A 17,249-nucleotide genomic window follows, 5' to 3' on the forward strand; every position below is an offset into this window, starting at 1 on the left:
ATGGCGTCCTAACATTCAATATCGATATTGACTGTCAGATTGCTATCGCGAGCAGGCTCCCCACAGGGTTTTGTGGCGTTCGGAAGATCTAATCAGACCAGAATCGAAGTCCCGGTCATTTCCGCCGGTTGCTCAAGGCCCAGCAACTTCAGCATGGTCGGCGCCACGTCCGCCAGCACGCCGCCTTCGCGGACCTTCAGGTCGCGCTTGCCGACATAGATGAATGGCACCGGCTCGGTGGTGTGCGCAGTGTGCGCCTGGCCAGTCGTCTCATCGGACATTTGCTCGACGTTACCGTGGTCAGCCGTGATCAGCGCTTCGCCACCGACCTTTTCCAGTGCATCGACGATGCGACCCACGCACAGGTCCAGGCATTCAACGGCCTTGACCGCCGCTTCGAACACGCCGCTGTGGCCGACCATGTCGCCGTTGGCGTAGTTGACCACGATCACGTCGTAACGCTGGTTTTCGATGGCATCGACGATGCGGTCGGTGACTTCCGGTGCGCTCATTTCCGGTTGCAAGTCATAGGTGGCGACTTTCGGCGACGGAATCAGGATGCGTTCTTCGCCCGGGAACGGTTCTTCGCGGCCGCCGGAGAAGAAGAAGGTCACGTGAGCATATTTTTCGGTTTCAGCGATGCGCAGCTGGGTCTTGCCGTTTTTCGCCAGATAGTCGCCCAGCACATTTTCCAGGCTGCCGGCAGCAAAAGCCGACGGTGCAGGGATGCTGGCGGCGTATTGGGTCAGCATGACGAAACCGGCCAGTTTCGGCTGGCGGGCACGCTCGAACTCACTGAAGTTGTCTTCGACGAACACGCGTGTCAGTTCGCGGGCGCGGTCGGCGCGGAAGTTCATGAACACCACGGCATCGCCGTCTTCGACTTTTACCGGCTCGCCAATGGAGGTAGCTTTGACGAATTCGTCGCTCTCGCCACGCTCGTAGGCTGCTTGCAGGCCTTCCTGAGCGGTGGCGGCGTTGAATTCGCCCTGACCATCGACAATCAGGTTGTAGGCCTGAGACACGCGGTCCCAACGGTTGTCGCGGTCCATGGCGTAATAGCGACCGATGATGCTGGCGATCCGGCCTTTGCCCAAGGCCTGGAAAGTCGCGTCGAGCAGTTCGATCGACGACTGCGCGCTTTTTGGCGGAGTATCGCGGCCGTCGAGGAAGGCGTGCAGGTAGATGTTTTGCGCACCGCGCTTGAAGGCCAGTTCGGCCATGGCGACCAAGTGATCCTGGTGGCTATGCACGCCGCCATCGGACAGCAGGCCCATGAAATGCACGGCCTTGCCGGCGGCGACGGCTTTGTCCACGGCGGCGCAGATGGTCGGGTTCTCGAAGAACTCGCCATCGCGGATCGATTTGGTGACGCGCGTGAAGTCCTGATACACCACGCGGCCGGCGCCGAGGTTCATGTGGCCGACTTCGGAGTTGCCCATCTGGCCATCCGGCAGGCCGACGTCCATGCCGCTGCCGGAGATCAGGCCGTTCGGCACTGTGGCCCACAGGCGGTCCAGTACGGGCTTCTTCGCGGCGAAGATGGCGTTGGATTCAGGGCTCTCACTGTGACCGAAGCCGTCGAGAATGATCAGGACCAAAGGTTTAGGCGTGGTAGTCATGGAATCCACTCGTGGCTGAGGTAAAAGGGGTAATGGAAAAAGGAGTCGCAGTTTAAAGCGAAGTTCCTGCCACGTCACCGCCGGACGGGGTTTGGCCCACCATAGTGGCTGTGTATACTGGCCGACATTTTAACGCCCTGGAACCTCCTTCGATGGTTGCTCACCTGATTGAATTCGCCACTAACCACTACATTCTCGTCGGTATCTTCGTCGTACTGCTGGCGTTGCTGATTGCCTATCAAATGCAGGGCGGCGGCCGTAGCCTGAGCACCGGTGAATTGACCGGACTGGTCAACAAGGACGCAGGCGTGGTGATCGACATTCGTCCAACCAAGGATTTCGCCGCCGGTCACATAGTCGGCGCGCTGAACATTCCCCAGGACAAACTGGCCGCCCGCGTTGGCGAACTGGAAAAGCACAAGGCCAAGACCATCATCCTGGTCGACGCCATGGGCCAGACCGCCGGCACCCACGCCCGCGAACTGATGAAATCCGGCTTCACCGCCGCCAAGCTGTCCGGCGGTATCTCCAGCTGGAAAGCCGACAATCTGCCGCTGGTGAAGTGATATGAGTAGCGTCGTCGTCTATTCCAGCGATTACTGCCCTTTCTGCTCGCGAGCCAAGTACCTGCTCGAGAACAAAGGCGTGGCCTTCGAAGAGATCAAGGTCGATGGCAAGCCGCAGGTGCGCGCTGCAATGGCCCAGAAGGCCGGGCGTACGTCCGTGCCGCAAATCTGGATCGGCAGCACCCACGTGGGCGGTTGTGATGATTTGTTCGCCCTGGAGCGTGCCGGCAAGCTCGACGCGCTGCTCAGGGCCTGACGGTAATACCCCAAACAAGCAAACCTAAAAGAACCCTGGATCAAGAAGGATCTGCGATGACTGACCAACAGAACACTGCTGCGACCGAAGAAGAAACTGCACCGCAATTCTCCTTGCAGCGCATTTATGTGCGTGACCTGTCCTTCGAAGCTCCGAAAAGCCCGGCGATCTTCCGCCAGCAGTGGGAGCCGAGCGTCGCTCTGGATCTGCAGACTAAACAAACGTCTCTGGAAGGTGACTTCCACGAAGTCGTGCTGACCCTGTCGGTCACGGTGAAAAACAGCGAAGAAGTGGCGTTTATCGCTGAAGTGCAGCAGGCCGGGATCTTCCTGATCAAGAACCTGGACGCCGCTTCGATGAGCCACACCCTGGGTGCGTTCTGCCCGAACATCCTGTTCCCGTACGCTCGCGAAGCGCTGGACAGCCTGGTGACCCGTGGTTCGTTCCCGGCGCTGATGCTGGCTCCGGTAAACTTCGATGCGCTGTACGCTCAAGAGCGGCAACGCATGCAGGATTCGGGCGACGCTCCGACCGTTCAATAAAAAAGCTTCGTTTGGCCCATGAAAAAAGCGCCTTTGACGGCGCTTTTTTCATGGGCCAAACGAAACCTGCGGCAGCTCCTACATTGGGTCGTGGTGTTATTTGAAGTCGTTCTGACGCCAGGCTTCGTAAACGGCCACCGCCACGGTATTGGACAGATTCAGGCTGCGGCAGCCCTCGCGCATCGGCAGGCGCAGGCGTTGCTCGCCGGGCAGGGCATCCAGCACCTCAGCGGGCAAGCCTCGGCTTTCCGGGCCGAACAGGAACGCATCGCCCGGGGCGAAGCTGGCATCGTGGAACGGCCGCGAACCCTTGGTGGTGAAGGCGAACAGTCGTGGATGGCCGAGGCTTTCCAGGCAGCTGGCAAGGTCCGCGTGGCGTTGCAGGGTGGCATACTCGTGGTAATCGAGGCCGGCCCGGCGCAGGCGCTTGTCGTCCATCTCGAAGCCCAGCGGTTCGATCAAATGCAGGTGGCAGCCACTGTTGGCGCACAGCCTGATAACGTTGCCGGTATTCGGCGGAATTTCTGGTTGGAAAAGGATGACGTGAAACATGCACGGCTCCGAAGGTAAAGATGACGCGCATTCTACGCCGCCAGAAGGCGAGCGTTCGAAACTATTCCTGCGGGTGATGGGCTCGCTGGCGATTGTCGGGGTAATGGTCGGGATGATGATCGGTCGCCTGACCACGCCAGACCCCAGCCAGTTGCAGCAGGTTGAGGTGACGAGCGACGGGCTGGTGGTGTGGTTCAACAACGAGCCCAAGACCCACGGCGAGATGGTTGATGGCAGTGTCGCGCTGCTGTTTGGCGCCGAGGGCAAGGCGCAGAAAGGCCAGCTCAAGCTCGGCGGCAAGGACGTGAACTGGCGGGTACGTTTGAGCGATGGGGGGCTGTTGCTGACACTGGTGGCGGCCCGCCCCCTGCAGGGCGAGTGGGCCGGTAGCGAGGTCGATGACCGCTGGCGGCTGGAGATCCATCTCCGGGAGCAATAAAAGAGGGGAATCCCCGGCCTGCCTGTACCAAGGTCCCCAAAACGGGAGGCTCGTCGCGAATGCGGTGTGAGCCTGGTGTAAAGAAGGAACCCCTGACCTGCCTGTATCAAGGGCCCCAAACGGCTGGGCTCGTCGCGGATGCGGTGTGAGCCCGGTGTAAAGAGGGGAATCCCCGGCCTGCCTGTACCAAGGTCCCCGAAACCGGGTAGGTGAACTGGTTCACTTGATAGGGTTAATGCAGGGGGCGTGCCAGGTTTTAACAGTGCGAAACAAAAAACGCCTAAAAACGCCGAAAGCCCCGTAATCCGGGGCTTTCGTGTTTTTTCGATAGGGGTTCGATTGCGAACGCAGGTAGGGTTTCGACGCTGTTTTTGTGCGCGATTGCGGTTCACGGTGCATTGCGGCGGTGCACAGATAACCCCAAAAGCATCGCGAGCAGGCTCGCTCCTACAGGGTTCGATGGTGTCTACACGATAGTGAAAACACCGAAAATCCACTGTAGGAGCGAGCCTGCTCGCGATTGGGCCTAACGGTCAGCGAAGAAACAAAGGCTGTTTAGCCCTCATCCCCCTCATCATCATCCCCACCATCCACCTTCATCCCCAGTTCCTTGATCTTGCGGGTCAAGGTGTTGCGCCCCCAGCCCAGCAACACGGCGGCATCGCGACGGCGGCCGGCTGTGTGTTTGAGCGCGGTCTCGATCATGATCCGCTCGAAGGCCGGCACGGCGCTGTCGAGCAGGCTCGACTGGCCGCGGGCCAGCGCCTGGTCGGCCCACTGGCGCAGGGCCTGCTCCCAGTTGGTCACGGGCGCCGAATCCTGCGGCAGGCTCAGCAGCTCCGGCGGCAGGTCACCGATATGCACTTCGCGACCTGAAGCCATCACCGTGATCCAGCGGCAGGTGTTCTCCAGCTGCCGCACGTTGCCGGGCCACGGCAGGTTCTTCAGGTATTCCTCGGTTTCGCTTTTCAGCAGCTTTGGCTCGACGGCCAGCTCCTGGGCTGCGCGGCTGAGGAAGTGCTTGGCCAGGGTCGGGATGTCTTCGCGACGGTCCGACAGGCGCGGGATGTGGATGCGGATCACGTTGAGGCGATGGAACAGGTCCTCACGGAATTTTCCGGCATGCACCAGGGTTTCCAGATTCTGGTGAGTCGCAGCGATGATGCGCACATCGACCTTCACCGGCACATGACCGCCGACGCGGTAAAACTCGCCATCAGCCAGTACGCGAAGCAACCGGGTCTGGGTGTCGGCCGGCATGTCGCCGATTTCATCGAGGAACAGCGTGCCGCCGTCAGCCTGTTCGAAGCGCCCGCGCCGCAGGTTGGCCGCGCCGGTGAACGCGCCTTTCTCGTGGCCGAACAGTTCGGATTCCATGAGGTCTTTGGGGATCGCCGCCATGTTCAGCGCGATGAACGGCGACGCTGCCCGCGGGCTGTGACGGTGCAGGGCGTGGGCCACCAGCTCTTTACCGGTACCCGATTCGCCGTTGATCAGTACGGTGATGTTGGAGTGGCTCAAGCGCCCGATGGCGCGAAACACTTCCTGCATCGCCGGCGCTTCGCCGATGATTTCCGGGGTGCGGGTCAGGGTCGGGGCGACTTCCAGGCCTTGTTGTTCCTGGGCGTGCTGGTTGGCGCGCTTGACGAGGGAAACCGCCTCGTCGACGTCGAACGGCTTGGGCAGGTACTCGAAAGCGCCGCCCTGATAGGACGCGACAGCGCTGTCCAGGTCGGAGTGAGCGGTCATGATGATGACCGGCAGTCGTGGATGCTGCTCGCGAATCCGCGCCAGAAGCTCCAGGCCGCTGGCGCCGGGCATGCGGATATCGGAAATGATCACGTCCGGCTGCTGGCGAGCCAGGCGGCTCATCACACCATCGGCGCTGTCGAAGCTTTGCGTGGTCATGCCTTCCTGCTGCAGGGCTTTTTCCAGGACCCAACGGATAGAACGGTCGTCATCGACGATCCACACGGTTTCACTACGGCTCATGTCGATGTGGCTCCTTGTTCCAGTGGCAGAAAGATCGAGAAGGTGGTGTGGCCGGGGTGGCTGTCACATTCGATCAAGCCCTGGTGCTGGCTGATGATGTTCTGGGTAATGGCCAGGCCCAGTCCGGTACCGTCCGGACGTCCGCTGACCATGGGAAAGAAAATGGTTTCCTGAAGTTCTGCAGGGATGCCCGGACCGTTGTCGATGATCTCGATCTTGGTCACCAGGCGATGACGCACGTGGCCGATGGTGAATTGGCGCATGGCGCGGGTGCGCAGGCTGATGCGGCCCAGGCGCAGTTCGTTCTGGCTGCTGATGGCCTGCATGGCGTTGCGCACGATGTTCAGCACGGCCTGAATCATTTGCTCGCGGTCGATCAGGACGTCGGGGATGCTTGGGTCGTAGTCGCGCACCAAGGTGATGCAGCCCTGGCTTTCGGCCTCCACCAGATGGCAGACACGCTCAAGCACTTCGTGGACATTGCACATGGCCAGCGACGGCAACTTGTTGGAGCCGAGCATGCGGTCCACCAGGTTACGCAGGCGGTCGGCTTCTTCGATGATGACGTTGGTGTAGTCGCGCAGGCTTTCTTCCGGCAGTTCCCGGGCCAGCAATTGTGCCGCGCCGCGAATCCCGCCCAGCGGGTTCTTGATTTCATGGGCCAGGCCGCGGACCAGCATCTTGCTGGTTTCTTGCTTGGAAAGCTGTGCTTCTTCCTTGGTGATCCGCAGCAAGCGGTCACGCGGGTGGACTTCGAGCAGCAGCATCGTGTCGCCGTTGCTCAGGATCGGCGTTACCGCGTAGTCGACAGTCAGGGTCTGGCCGGTGAGGGCGGTGAGCATGGCTTCGCGTTTGGTGAACGGGTGCGCTTGTTCGACGGCCTGGCGCAACGAATTCAGCGCTTCGGTCGACTCGGTAAACAACTCACTGATGAACTGCCCATGGCTGCGTTGACCGCTGATGGCCAGCAGCATCTCCGCCGCCGGGTTCATGTACTCGAGGCGCAGTTCGGCGTCGAGCAGGATGGTGGCAGTGGTGAGGTTGTCGAGTAGCAAGCGGTGGAGTGCGTCGCTAATGGTCATCGGGACCTCTTTTAGGGCAGAGCATGCGCAAGAAAAAAAGCGCTGGTACGGGCAAAATGCAAAAACCAAACCAAGGCTCCGAAAAGAAGCGTTCAGCGCCTGAAACAGGCGTTTGACGCTCGTTTGCGTGGCGCTTTGCCAGCTTTCGCGGGTACTTTCGAACCAAAATGGGTTGGAATGTGAGTACGGTGCAAGCAATTGCACCAATATAGTGCGCAAACCTGAACGAGGTTAGAAAAGTCTCAGGAAAGGATTTTTTTCTTCGCCGGGTTTGTCGCTGAGCGGGCATTCCGGCCGCTGGCCGTAGTCTTCGAGAGTGCAGGGTTTGATCCTGCGCTTCTGGGTGAGAGACATGCGTTGCATGTGGAAAGGCTGGCTGGCGCTGCGTTCTACGATGCGTCCCTGTTCGTCGAGGATTTCCACGGACAGGGTATGGCTGCCGCGATCGAGGTTGCTCAGCGGGAACACCGGACTCAGGCCGGGTTCGGCGATGGGCTGGCCGTCGAGCAGCAACCGGTAGCGGTGACCGGGGTGCAGGGCTGGTTCGTTGGTGGCGCTGACGATGACTTCGCCGGTGTTGCTACGGATGGTGGCGTCGGGTTCCGGGATCAGGATGCGCAGTACTTCATAGTGGAACAGCGCTTGTACTTCAGGGCTGCTCCGGGCAATCAACGGCGCTGCGCGGGCGGGGTTGGCCGCTATTCGATTGCTCGGTGCCAGCGGTACGCGCCTGGCGTCGCCGGGTTTGGGATGGTCGGTGAAAACCCGATTGCCCTGAGCGTCGACATACATGAAGACCTCTGCCGAGGCGGGCAGGGCGATCAGGCAGGTGATCAGTAGCCACGCCTTCAAGGCTTGTGCACCCGCTGTACGGTGAATGTCACCGCAGGGCTCTGCTGCACAACGTTTCCGCCATCGATCACTTGTACGGCAAGGCGGTGTTCGCCGCGATCGATGTTCACCAGCTGCAGGCTCGGCACATTGCCTGGCTGGCCGTAGGGCTGATCGTCCAGCAGTAGCCGCAACAGGTGGGGGGCTTGCAGGCGCGGCTTGATCAGCACCGTTATGGTGAACGTGCCGTTGTTGGCGCGCAGGGCTTCGGTGGTGGGCAGGCCGGACAGCTCCAGTACTTCATAGGCCTTGTGGGGCGGTTCATTGCGAGCGGTTTCAGCAGTCGGTGCGGCTTCGCCGGGAGGCTGGCGCTCGACGCTGTTGAGAGGCGGCAGGTCGACCGGATGGGCGCTGACGCCGTCAGGCGGTTGATTGCTGTACGCGGTGGCGCCGTTGGCGTCCGTGTACTTGTAGATCTGCGCCGTGGCGGGCAGAACGATCAGCAGCAGGATGAAGAGAAAACCGCGACCCATAAAAACAACCGGAAACGAAAACGTAGGGTTGCAGCATAGGTCAGGGTTGGTGGTTGGCCCAAGTCGCTAAACATTTGCGCATGATTCACGGAGATCTGGCGGACGCCTCAATCCCCTGTGGAAACAGATCAGCCATCGAATCGTGCACATAAAAAAGGCCTCCCGAAGGAGGCCTCTCTTTTGTCACGCCGCTTGCGCAGGCGCTACCGGATCAGCAGCTGTAGTACAGCTCGTATTCCAGTGGGTGTACGAAGGTACGTACCTTGATTTCTTCTTCGCTTTTCAGGGCGATGTAAGCGTCGATGAAGTCGTCGCTGAAAACGCCGCCTTTGGTCAGGAACGCACGACCTTTGTCCAGTTCTTCCAGGGCTTCTTTCAGGCTGCCGCAAACTTGTGGGATCTCTTTGGCCTCTTCAGGCGGCAGGTCGTACAGGTTTTTGTCAGCAGCGTCGCCAGGGTGGATCTTGTTCTGGATGCCGTCCAGGCCAGCCATCAGCAGTGCGGCGAAGCACAGGTACGGGTTGGCAGCCGGATCCGGGAAGCGTGCTTCGATACGGCGGGCTTTCGGGCTCGACACGTAAGGAATGCGGATCGAAGCGGAACGGTTGCGAGCCGAGTAGGCCAGCATCACAGGAGCTTCGAAGCCTGGAACCAGACGCTTGTAGGAGTTGGTCGCCGGGTTGGTGAAGCCGTTCAGGGCCTTACCGTGCTTGATGATACCGCCGATGAAGTACAGGGCGGTGTCGGACAGGCCGGCATAGCCTTCACCTGCGAAGGTGTTCTTGCCATCTTTCCAGATGGACATGTGTACGTGCATACCCGAGCCGTTGTCGCCGTACAGCGGCTTAGGCATGAAGGTAGCGGTACGGCCGTAGGCATCGGCTACGTTGTGCACAACGTATTTCAGAGTTTGGGTTTCGTCGGCTTTCTTCACCAGGGTGTTGAACTTGACGCCGATTTCGTTCTGGCCGGCAGTCGCCACTTCGTGGTGGTGAACTTCGACGGTCAGGCCCATTTCTTCCAGTGCGTTGCACATGGAGGTACGGATTTCGTGGTCGTGGTCGAACGGCGGAACCGGGAAGTAGCCGCCTTTGACGCCTGGACGGTGGCCTTTGTTGCCGCCTTCGATGTCCTGGTCGGACATCCACGAACCTTGTTCAGAGTAGATCTTGAACATGGAGCCGGAAATGTCGGACTTGAACTTCACCTGGTCGAAGATGAAGAACTCTGGCTCTGGACCGGCGTATACGGTGTCACCGATAGCGGTGGCTTTCAGGTGCTCTTCGGCGCGCTTGGCGATCGCACGTGGGTCGCGATCGTAGCCTTGCATGCTCGAAGGCTCGATGATGTCGCAGACCAGGATCAGGGTCGGTTCTTCGGTGAACGGATCCAGAACAGCGGTGGAGTCGTCCGGCATCAGGATCATGTCGGAAGCTTCGATGCCTTTCCAGCCAGCGATGGAGGAACCGTCGAACATTTTGCCGACTTCGAAGAAGTCGTCATCCAGCGCATCGCGAGCCGGCATGGTCACGTGGTGCTGAGTGCCTTTGGTGTCCGTGAAGCGCAGATCAATCCACTTGACGTCATGATCTTTGATGAGTTGAACCGACTTCGACATAGTGTCCTCCGGGTGGCTTCGGGCTAGTAATGGATGCCCTTATAATGTGGGTGATGCCGGCGCGAATACTCTGCCAAGGCAACCTGCCTCACAAGGGAGCAAATTGCATGCCAGTGCCCCAGCATGGGTTTTTTGCCCCAAATTCACGCTTGTGAGGTTGTTTTACGCTTTAAAGCAGAAAATATCGCCCTGTAATGTGGCGTCAAATCCAATAAATGACCTGTTTTGGTGCGCGCCAAACCTTCTGCACATTAACTGGTTAAACCTTGAGCAATTTCCGCTATAATCCGCGCCCCCCTTTTTCGGCAGGCCCTGCGCGCGCTGTTTCCATGAAATTAATCGTAAAAGTCTTCCCCGAGATCACCATCAAGAGTCGACCTGTCCGGACGAAATTTATCCGCCAGTTGGCCAAAAACATCCGCGCCGTGCTCCGCGATCTGGACCCGGCCGTGGTGGTGAACGGCGTGTGGGACAATCTCGAGCTGGAAACCCGCGTCACCGACCCGAAAGCCTTGAAAGAGATGGGTGAGCGCCTGACCTGCATGCCGGGCATCGCGCACTTTCTGCAGGTCGACGAGTACCCGCTGGGCGACTTCGACGACATCACCGAAAAGTGCAGGCAGCACTACGGCGATGCGCTGGCCGGGAAGATTTTCTCGGTGCGCTGCAAGCGTGCGGGCAAGCACCCGTTCAGCTCGATGGACGTCGAAAAATACGTCGGCAGCAAGCTGCGTCGCGAGTGCGGCGCCGCCGGGATCGATCTGAAAAAGCCTGAAATCGAAGTCCGCATCGAAGTTCGCGACCAACGGTTGTTCGTGATCCACAGCCAGCACAACGGCATCGGCGGTTATCCGCTGGGCGCCCTGGAGCAGACGCTGGTGCTGATGTCCGGCGGCTTCGATTCCACCGTGGCGGCCTACCAGATCATGCGCCGTGGGCTGATGGCGCACTTCTGCTTCTTCAATCTGGGCGGACGTGCCCACGAACTGGGCGTCATGGAAGTCGCGCATTTCATCTGGAAGAAGTACGGCAGCTCGCAACGCGTGTTATTTGTCAGTGTGCCGTTCGAAGAAGTTTTGGGCGAAATTCTCGGCAAAGTCGATAACAGTCATATGGGCGTAGTATTGAAGCGTATGATGTTGCGCGCTGCGTCCCAAATTGCCGATCGACTGCACATCGACGCACTGGTCACCGGTGAGGCGATCTCCCAGGTGTCGAGCCAGACGTTGCCGAACCTGAGCGTGATCGACTGTGTGACCGACAAGCTGGTCTTGCGTCCGCTGATCGCCAGCCACAAGCAGGACATCATCGACCTGGCCAACGAAATCGGTACCGCTGATTTCGCCCGGCACATGCCGGAATACTGCGGCGTCATCTCGGTCAATCCGAAGACCGCGGCCAAGCGCTATCGCGTCGAGCATGAAGAGAAAGAATTCGATATGGCGGTACTCGAGCGTGCGCTCGAAAACGCCAAGCTGGTGCCGATCGATCGCGTGATCGACGAATTGGGCCAGGACTTGCAGATTGAAGAAGTCAGCGAAGCGCTGGCCGGTCAGATCGTCATCGACATCCGCCACCCGGATGCCGCTGAAGACGACCCGCTGGAGCTCGCTGGCATCGAGGTACAAACGATGCCGTTTTATGCAGTGAACGCTCGTTTCAAGGAACTGGACCCTACTCGCCAGTACCTGCTGTATTGCGACAAAGGCGTGATGAGTCGCCTGCATGCCCACCATTTGCTCAGTGAGGGGCATGCCAATGTGCGCGTTTATCGACCGAGCTAAGTGCCCGGGGCTGTTTGCCTGTGGCCTGCGTCACCGGCCCCCCGATGCCACCGTCAAGCTGTAACGGCTTTCACGGACGCTACTGTTAATCGCTGCCAAGACTTGTCAGCACACCGAATCCTCTGATCGAGATACACAAGTGATCGAAAATCTACGCAACATCGCCATCATTGCCCACGTTGACCATGGTAAGACCACCCTGGTAGACAAACTCCTGCGTCAATCCGGCACCCTGGAGCGCAACGAGCTCAACGACGAGCGCGTGATGGACTCCAACGACCAGGAAAAAGAGCGCGGTATTACCATTCTGGCGAAAAACACCGCCATCAACTGGAACGGCTACCACATCAACATCGTGGACACCCCGGGCCACGCCGACTTCGGCGGCGAAGTTGAACGCGTAATGTCGATGGTCGACTCCGTTCTGCTGCTGGTTGACGCTCAAGACGGCCCTATGCCGCAAACCCGTTTCGTGACCAAGAAGGCTTTCGAAGCCGGCCTGCGTCCAATCGTGGTGATCAACAAGGTTGACCGTCCAGGCGCGCGTCCGGACTGGGTTCTGGACCAGATCTTCGACTTGTTCGACAACCTGGGTGCCACCGAAGAACAGCTGGACTTCAAAGTCGTCTACGCCTCGGCCCTGAACGGTATTGCCGGTCTGGACCACACCGAAATGGCTGAAGACATGACCCCGCTGTACCAGTCGATCGTCGACAACGTACCAGCGCCGAAAGTCGACCGTGACGGTCCGTTCCAGATGCAGATCTCCGCACTGGACTACAACAGCTTCCTGGGTGTGATCGGCGTTGGCCGTATCGCCCGTGGTCGCGTCAAGCCGAACACCCCGGTTGTGGCTATCGACGCTGACGGCAAGAAGCGCAACGGTCGTATCCTGAAGCTGATGGGTCACCACGGCCTGCACCGCATTGACGTTGAAGAAGCTTTGGCTGGCGACATCGTCTGCATCAGTGGCTTCGACCAGCTGTTCATCTCCGACACCCTGTGCGACCCACTGAACGTCGAAGCGATGAAGCCGCTGACCGTTGACGAACCAACCGTTTCCATGACCTTCCAGGTAAACGACTCGCCTTTCTGCGGTAAAGAAGGCAAGTTCGTGACCAGCCGTAACATCAAGGAACGTCTGGACAAGGAACTGCTGTTCAACGTTGCTCTGCGCGTTGAAGAAGGCGACACCGCCGACAAGTTCAAAGTCTCCGGCCGTGGTGAGCTGCACCTCTCGGTACTGATCGAAACCATGCGTCGCGAAGGCTTCGAAATGGGTGTTGGTCGTCCGGAAGTGATCATCCGTATGGTTGATGGCGTCAAGCACGAACCGTACGAAAACGTGACCATCGACCTGCCGGAAGAATCCCAGGGCGCGATCATGGAACAGATCGGTATCCGTAAAGGCGACCTGACCAACATGGTTCCGGATGGCAAGGGCCGTGTGCGCCTTGAGTACAACATCCCGGCCCGTGGTCTGATCGGTTTCCGTAACGAGTTCCTGACCCTGACCTCCGGTGCAGGCATCCTGACCTCGATCTTCGACCGTTACGACACCATGAAGTCCGGTGACATGTCCGGCCGTCAGAACGGCGTGCTGGTATCGGTTGCTACCGGTAAGGCACTGACCTACTCGCTGGAAACCCTGCAGTCGCGTGGCAAGCTGTTCATCGAACACGGCCAGGACATCTATGAAGGTCAAATCGTTGGTCTGAACAGCCGCGACAACGACCTGGGTGTTAACCCAACCAAAGGCAAGAAGCTCGACAACATGCGTGCTTCGGGTAAAGACGAAACCATCGCTCTGGTTCCGCCTGTACGCTTCACTCTGGAGCAAGCTCTGGAATTCGTACAAGAAGACGAGCTGTGTGAAGTCACGCCTAAGTCCATCCGTCTTCGCAAGAAGATCCTGGGCGAAAGCGAGCGTACCCGCGCTGCCAAGAAGTCCGGTAACTAAGTCATTTAGTTAGCTGACAAAAAAAACGCCCCCGACCGCAAGGCCGGGGGCGTTTTTGTTTGTCTGCGATTTGTGCGGTGTTTGTGCGGGCCCCTTCGCGAGCAGGCTCGCTCCTACAGGGAAACGCATTCCAATGTAGGAGCGAGCCTGCTCGCGATGGCGGCCGATCAGCCGCCGAAAACTCCAGGAAACATCAGAACCGCTCGATACTCCGCGAACTCCGCTCGCGCTCCACTTCCTTGGGCTTGTACGCACAATACCCCGGCCGCGGGCCGATTTTCGGGTGGTTGCGGCAGGTATCCGGGCGCTTTTCATAAATAGTGCACAGACGGCTCTTACGATCCAGGTACAGGCAATCGTTGTTGCTCATGCGCTGGAGGGTGAAGATTCCTGACTTCTGGTTGAAACGCTCGACCAAACCTTCCTTTTGCAGGCGTTTGGCGATGTTCTTCGGCGGATCGCCCAGCTCGAATTCATCGACCACGCCGATGCGGATCAGGTCCTTGATCTTGACTTCGACGGGCAGGGTGCAGCAGCTGGACATGCACGAGCCGCACATCGGGGCAGAGTACTTGGCCCAGGTATCGAGGCGGTCGATCTCTGCGGCAGCGATCAGGTTCGGCTTCATCATCGTTTGTTACCAGCGTGTGCATCAGGGCGCGCGATAATACCGGGACTGGTGGATTTTTGAACAACCTTTCGCCAGATTTTTTCACTGCCGGCCAATAAGCCGCTAATCCGGCACGGCCCCTGCATTGAATCAGGTACACGACAATGTATTGCCGAGCCGATTCGCACTAACTGGAAAAACTGCCGAACCAGAGCCTCTACCGCCTGTCAGACCGTCTAGGCTCAGACAACTTCAAGCTCGCTCGAGGTCCTATCGATGACTCAAGAACCACTTGTTCGCGAAGCAGAGGTGGCCGCATTCCGCGACGCCGTCTTGACCAAACTCACTTATGCAGTGGGTAAAGACCCGGATCACGCCTTCGACCATGACTGGTTCGAAGCCATTGCCCTGGCCGCGCGGGACCACATGGTCGAGCACTGGATGGACCATACGCGGCAGATCTACCGCAAAGGTCAGAAGCGCGTTTATTACCTCTCCCTGGAATTTCTCATCGGTCGGCTGCTGTTCGACAGCCTGAGCAACCTCGGCCTGCTCGACGTGGCCCGCGAAGCTCTGACCGAACTCGGTGTCGACCTTGAGCGCATTCGCTTGCTGGAGCCCGATGCGGCCCTGGGCAACGGCGGCCTCGGGCGTCTGGCGGCGTGTTTCCTGGAAAGCATGTCGACCCTCGGCATCGCCGGTCATGGCTACGGCATCCGCTATGAGCACGGGTTGTTCCGCCAGGCGATTGTCGATGGCTGGCAGCAAGAGCAGACCGAACACTGGCTGGATTTCGGCAACCCGTGGGAGTTCGAGCGGCCGGAGGTGGTGTACCCGATCGGCTTTGGCGGCAGTGTCGAGACCGTGACCGATGAAAACGGCAAGTCCAGGCAAGTCTGGCATCCGGCGGAAACCGTGCGGGCCATTGCCTACGACACGCCGGTGGTCGGCTGGCGCGGGGCGAGTGTCAACACGCTGCGTTTGTGGCGCGCCCGGGCCATGGAGGAACTGCACCTGGAGCGTTTCAACGCTGGCGACCACTTGGGCGCCGTGGCCGAAGTGGCCCGGGCCGAAAGTATCTCCCGGGTGCTGTACCCGGCGGACAGCACCGAGGCCGGCCAGGAACTGCGCCTGCGCCAGGAATACTTCTTCGTCGCGGCGTCCCTGCAGGACTTGCTGCGCCGCCATCGCAACATGCACACCTCGGTGCTGACCCTGGGCGATCACGCTTCGATCCAGCTCAACGACACTCACCCCTCGATTGCCGTGGCTGAACTGATGCGGCAACTGGTCGACGTGTATGACGTGGCATGGGATGCGGCGTGGCAAGTCACGGTCGATACGCTCTCCTACACCAACCACACATTGCTGCCCGAGGCGCTGGAAACCTGGCCGGTCGGCCTGATGGAACGCATGTTGCCACGGCACATGCAGATCATTTACCTGATCAACGCCCAGCACATCGACTCCCTGCGAGCCAAGGGCATCCATGATTTCGACGTGCTGCGTGCGGTGTCGCTGATCGAGGAAGACAACGGTCGTCGGGTGCGCATGGGCAACCTGGCGTTTCTCGGCTCCCACAGCATCAACGGTGTGTCCGGGTTGCACACGCAACTGATGCGCCAAACGGTGTTCTCTGAGCTGCACAAATTGTACCCGGAGCGAATCAACAACAAGACCAACGGTATTACCTTCCGCCGCTGGCTGTACCAGGCCAACCCCGAGCTGACCTCGATGCTGGTCGATACCCTCGGGCCTGAAGTGCTGGATAACCCGGAAACGCGTTTGCTCGCCCTCGAGCCGTTCGCCGAGAAAAATGCATTCCGCAAGGCATTTGCCGAGCAACGTCTGCACAGCAAGAAAGCCCTGGCGTACCTGATTCATGAGCGGCTGGGCGTCGCGGTCAACCCGGCGGCGATGTTCGACGTGCAGGTCAAGCGAATCCACGAATACAAACGCCAGTTGCTCAACCTGATGCACACCGTGGCGTTGTACCAGGCGATTCGCGCGGAACCGGAAATCGACTGGGTGCCACGGGTAAAAATCTTCGCCGGCAAGGCCGCCGCGAGTTATCACCAGGCCAAGCTGATCATCAAACTGACCAACGACATCGCCAGGGTGGTGAACAACGACCCGACCGTGCGCGGTTTGCTCAAAGTGGTGTTCCTGCCCAACTACAACGTCAGCCTGGCGGAGAGCATCATTCCCGCGGCGGATTTGTCCGAGCAGATCTCCACCGCCGGTTTCGAAGCGTCAGGCACCAGCAACATGAAATTCGGCCTGAACGGCGCGCTGACCATCGGTACCCTGGACGGGGCCAACGTGGAAATGAGCGAGCGCATCGGCACCGAGCACATGTTTATCTTTGGTCTCAGCGCACAGCAGGTCGAGGCGCGCAAACAGAACCATGAGTTCAATGCGGCACCGGATATCGCCGCCTCCCATCGTCTCAACGATGTGCTGCAAGCGATTCGCAGCGGCGTGTTCTCGCCGGATGATCCGTCCCGTTACACCAACCTGATCGACTCGTTGGTAGATTATGACCGCTTCCTGGTCTGCGCCGACTTCGACTCGTACTGGAACGCACAGATGCGCGTTGAAGACCATTGGCACGATTCGAACCAGTGGTGGCGTTCGGCGGTGTTGAACACGGCGCGGATGGGCTGGTTCTCGTCGGACCGGACCATTCGCGAGTACGCCACGGAGATCTGGAAGGCGCTGGAGTAAGTCTTCAGGCTGGTGGATATACTGGCGCGCCGGAAAAGATCGTCCGAACGCGGCCCGAGCCTTCGGCAGCTCCTACAGGATCGCGTAGGAGCTGCCGAAGGCTGCGATCTTTTGGGCGCTGGTTACGCTAATCTT

General features: G+C 59.5%; 15 protein-coding genes. 7 read left to right on the forward strand and 8 right to left on the reverse strand.

Going from position 1 to position 17,249, the window contains the following annotated elements; all coding sequences use genetic code 11:
- Positions 1 to 92 precede the first annotated feature (92 nt).
- A complete protein-coding gene (gene gpmI / locus KGA83_RS21040; RefSeq protein ID WP_108216186.1) occupies positions 93 to 1,622 on the reverse strand; it encodes a 2,3-bisphosphoglycerate-independent phosphoglycerate mutase in 1,530 nt (509 codons plus the stop codon).
- Between the two features lie 152 nt (positions 1,623 to 1,774).
- Here gpmI and KGA83_RS21045 point away from each other — a divergent pair, with 152 nt between their 5' ends.
- The 3 genes from KGA83_RS21045 to secB are packed head-to-tail and all read left to right on the forward strand — an operon-like array spanning position 1,775 to position 2,986.
- Positions 1,775 to 2,188: a rhodanese-like domain-containing protein gene (locus tag KGA83_RS21045; protein ID WP_108216187.1), complete on the forward strand. Its 414-nt coding sequence runs from the start codon at positions 1,775 to 1,777 to the stop codon at positions 2,186 to 2,188.
- A 1-nt stretch (position 2,189) separates the two neighbouring features.
- Positions 2,190 to 2,444: a glutaredoxin 3 gene (gene grxC / locus KGA83_RS21050; RefSeq protein ID WP_108216188.1), complete on the forward strand. Its 255-nt coding sequence runs from the start codon at positions 2,190 to 2,192 to the stop codon at positions 2,442 to 2,444.
- 56 nt (positions 2,445 to 2,500) lie between these two features.
- Complete coding sequence (secB, locus tag KGA83_RS21055; RefSeq protein WP_108216189.1) at positions 2,501 to 2,986, forward strand: protein-export chaperone SecB; 486 nt, start codon at positions 2,501 to 2,503, stop codon at positions 2,984 to 2,986.
- Positions 2,987 to 3,082: 96 nt separating this feature from the next.
- Here secB and trmL read toward each other — a convergent pair whose 3' ends face one another.
- On the reverse strand, positions 3,083 to 3,538 hold the full coding sequence (gene trmL / locus KGA83_RS21060) for a tRNA (uridine(34)/cytosine(34)/5-carboxymethylaminomethyluridine(34)-2'-O)-methyltransferase TrmL (RefSeq protein WP_090452600.1): 456 nt from the start codon (positions 3,536 to 3,538) through the stop codon (positions 3,083 to 3,085).
- On the opposite strand from trmL, the gene KGA83_RS21065 reads away from it, so the two are divergent.
- A complete protein-coding gene (locus KGA83_RS21065; RefSeq protein ID WP_177413226.1) occupies positions 3,537 to 3,977 on the forward strand; it encodes a hypothetical protein in 441 nt (146 codons plus the stop codon). The two genes, trmL and KGA83_RS21065, sit on opposite strands and share 2 nt — an antisense overlap.
- Before the next feature lie 555 nt (positions 3,978 to 4,532).
- Here KGA83_RS21065 and ntrC read toward each other — a convergent pair.
- The 5 genes from ntrC to glnA form a co-directional block, all read right to left on the reverse strand.
- Positions 4,533 to 5,969 carry a nitrogen regulation protein NR(I) gene (ntrC, locus tag KGA83_RS21070; RefSeq protein WP_108216190.1) on the reverse strand — a complete coding sequence of 479 codons (1,437 nt, stop codon included), beginning with the start codon at positions 5,967 to 5,969 and terminating at the stop codon, positions 4,533 to 4,535.
- A complete protein-coding gene (gene glnL / locus KGA83_RS21075; protein WP_057712404.1) occupies positions 5,966 to 7,051 on the reverse strand; it encodes a nitrogen regulation protein NR(II) in 1,086 nt (361 codons plus the stop codon). The genes ntrC and glnL overlap by 4 nt, the downstream gene beginning before the upstream one ends.
- 231 nt (positions 7,052 to 7,282) lie before the next feature.
- Positions 7,283 to 7,903 (reverse strand): DUF4124 domain-containing protein, encoded by a 621-nt coding sequence (locus KGA83_RS21080; protein ID WP_108216191.1) that lies wholly within the window; start codon positions 7,901 to 7,903, stop codon positions 7,283 to 7,285.
- Positions 7,900 to 8,415, reverse strand: coding sequence for a DUF4124 domain-containing protein (locus KGA83_RS21085; RefSeq protein WP_108216192.1), 516 nt, complete (start codon positions 8,413 to 8,415; stop codon positions 7,900 to 7,902). Before KGA83_RS21085 ends, KGA83_RS21080 begins: the two co-directional genes overlap by 4 nt.
- Before the next feature lie 211 nt (positions 8,416 to 8,626).
- Entirely contained in the window at positions 8,627 to 10,033 is a 1,407-nt protein-coding gene (gene glnA, locus KGA83_RS21090; protein ID WP_008002929.1) for a type I glutamate--ammonia ligase, read from the reverse strand.
- 329 nt (positions 10,034 to 10,362) lie between these two features.
- Between glnA and thiI the strand changes: the two genes are divergently transcribed.
- Both thiI and typA read left to right on the forward strand, forming a co-directional pair.
- Entirely contained in the window at positions 10,363 to 11,817 is a 1,455-nt protein-coding gene (gene thiI / locus KGA83_RS21095; RefSeq protein WP_108216194.1) for a tRNA uracil 4-sulfurtransferase ThiI, read from the forward strand.
- Between the two features lie 139 nt (positions 11,818 to 11,956).
- On the forward strand, positions 11,957 to 13,777 hold the full coding sequence (gene typA, locus KGA83_RS21100) for a translational GTPase TypA (protein ID WP_046041316.1): 1,821 nt from the start codon (positions 11,957 to 11,959) through the stop codon (positions 13,775 to 13,777).
- Positions 13,778 to 13,970: 193 nt separating this feature from the next.
- Here the strand turns inward: typA and KGA83_RS21105 are convergent, their stop codons facing one another.
- Positions 13,971 to 14,408 (reverse strand): YkgJ family cysteine cluster protein, encoded by a 438-nt coding sequence (locus KGA83_RS21105; RefSeq protein WP_108216195.1) that lies wholly within the window; start codon positions 14,406 to 14,408, stop codon positions 13,971 to 13,973.
- Between the two features lie 255 nt (positions 14,409 to 14,663).
- Here KGA83_RS21105 and KGA83_RS21110 point away from each other — a divergent pair, with 255 nt between their 5' ends.
- Positions 14,664 to 17,114, forward strand: a complete 2,451-nt coding sequence (locus KGA83_RS21110; protein ID WP_108216196.1) for a glycogen/starch/alpha-glucan phosphorylase — start codon at positions 14,664 to 14,666, stop codon at positions 17,112 to 17,114.
- Positions 17,115 to 17,249 lie beyond the last annotated feature (135 nt).

Source organism: Pseudomonas sp. GL-R-19, assembly GCF_019956375.1.
Taxonomy (GTDB): domain Bacteria; phylum Pseudomonadota; class Gammaproteobacteria; order Pseudomonadales; family Pseudomonadaceae; genus Aquipseudomonas.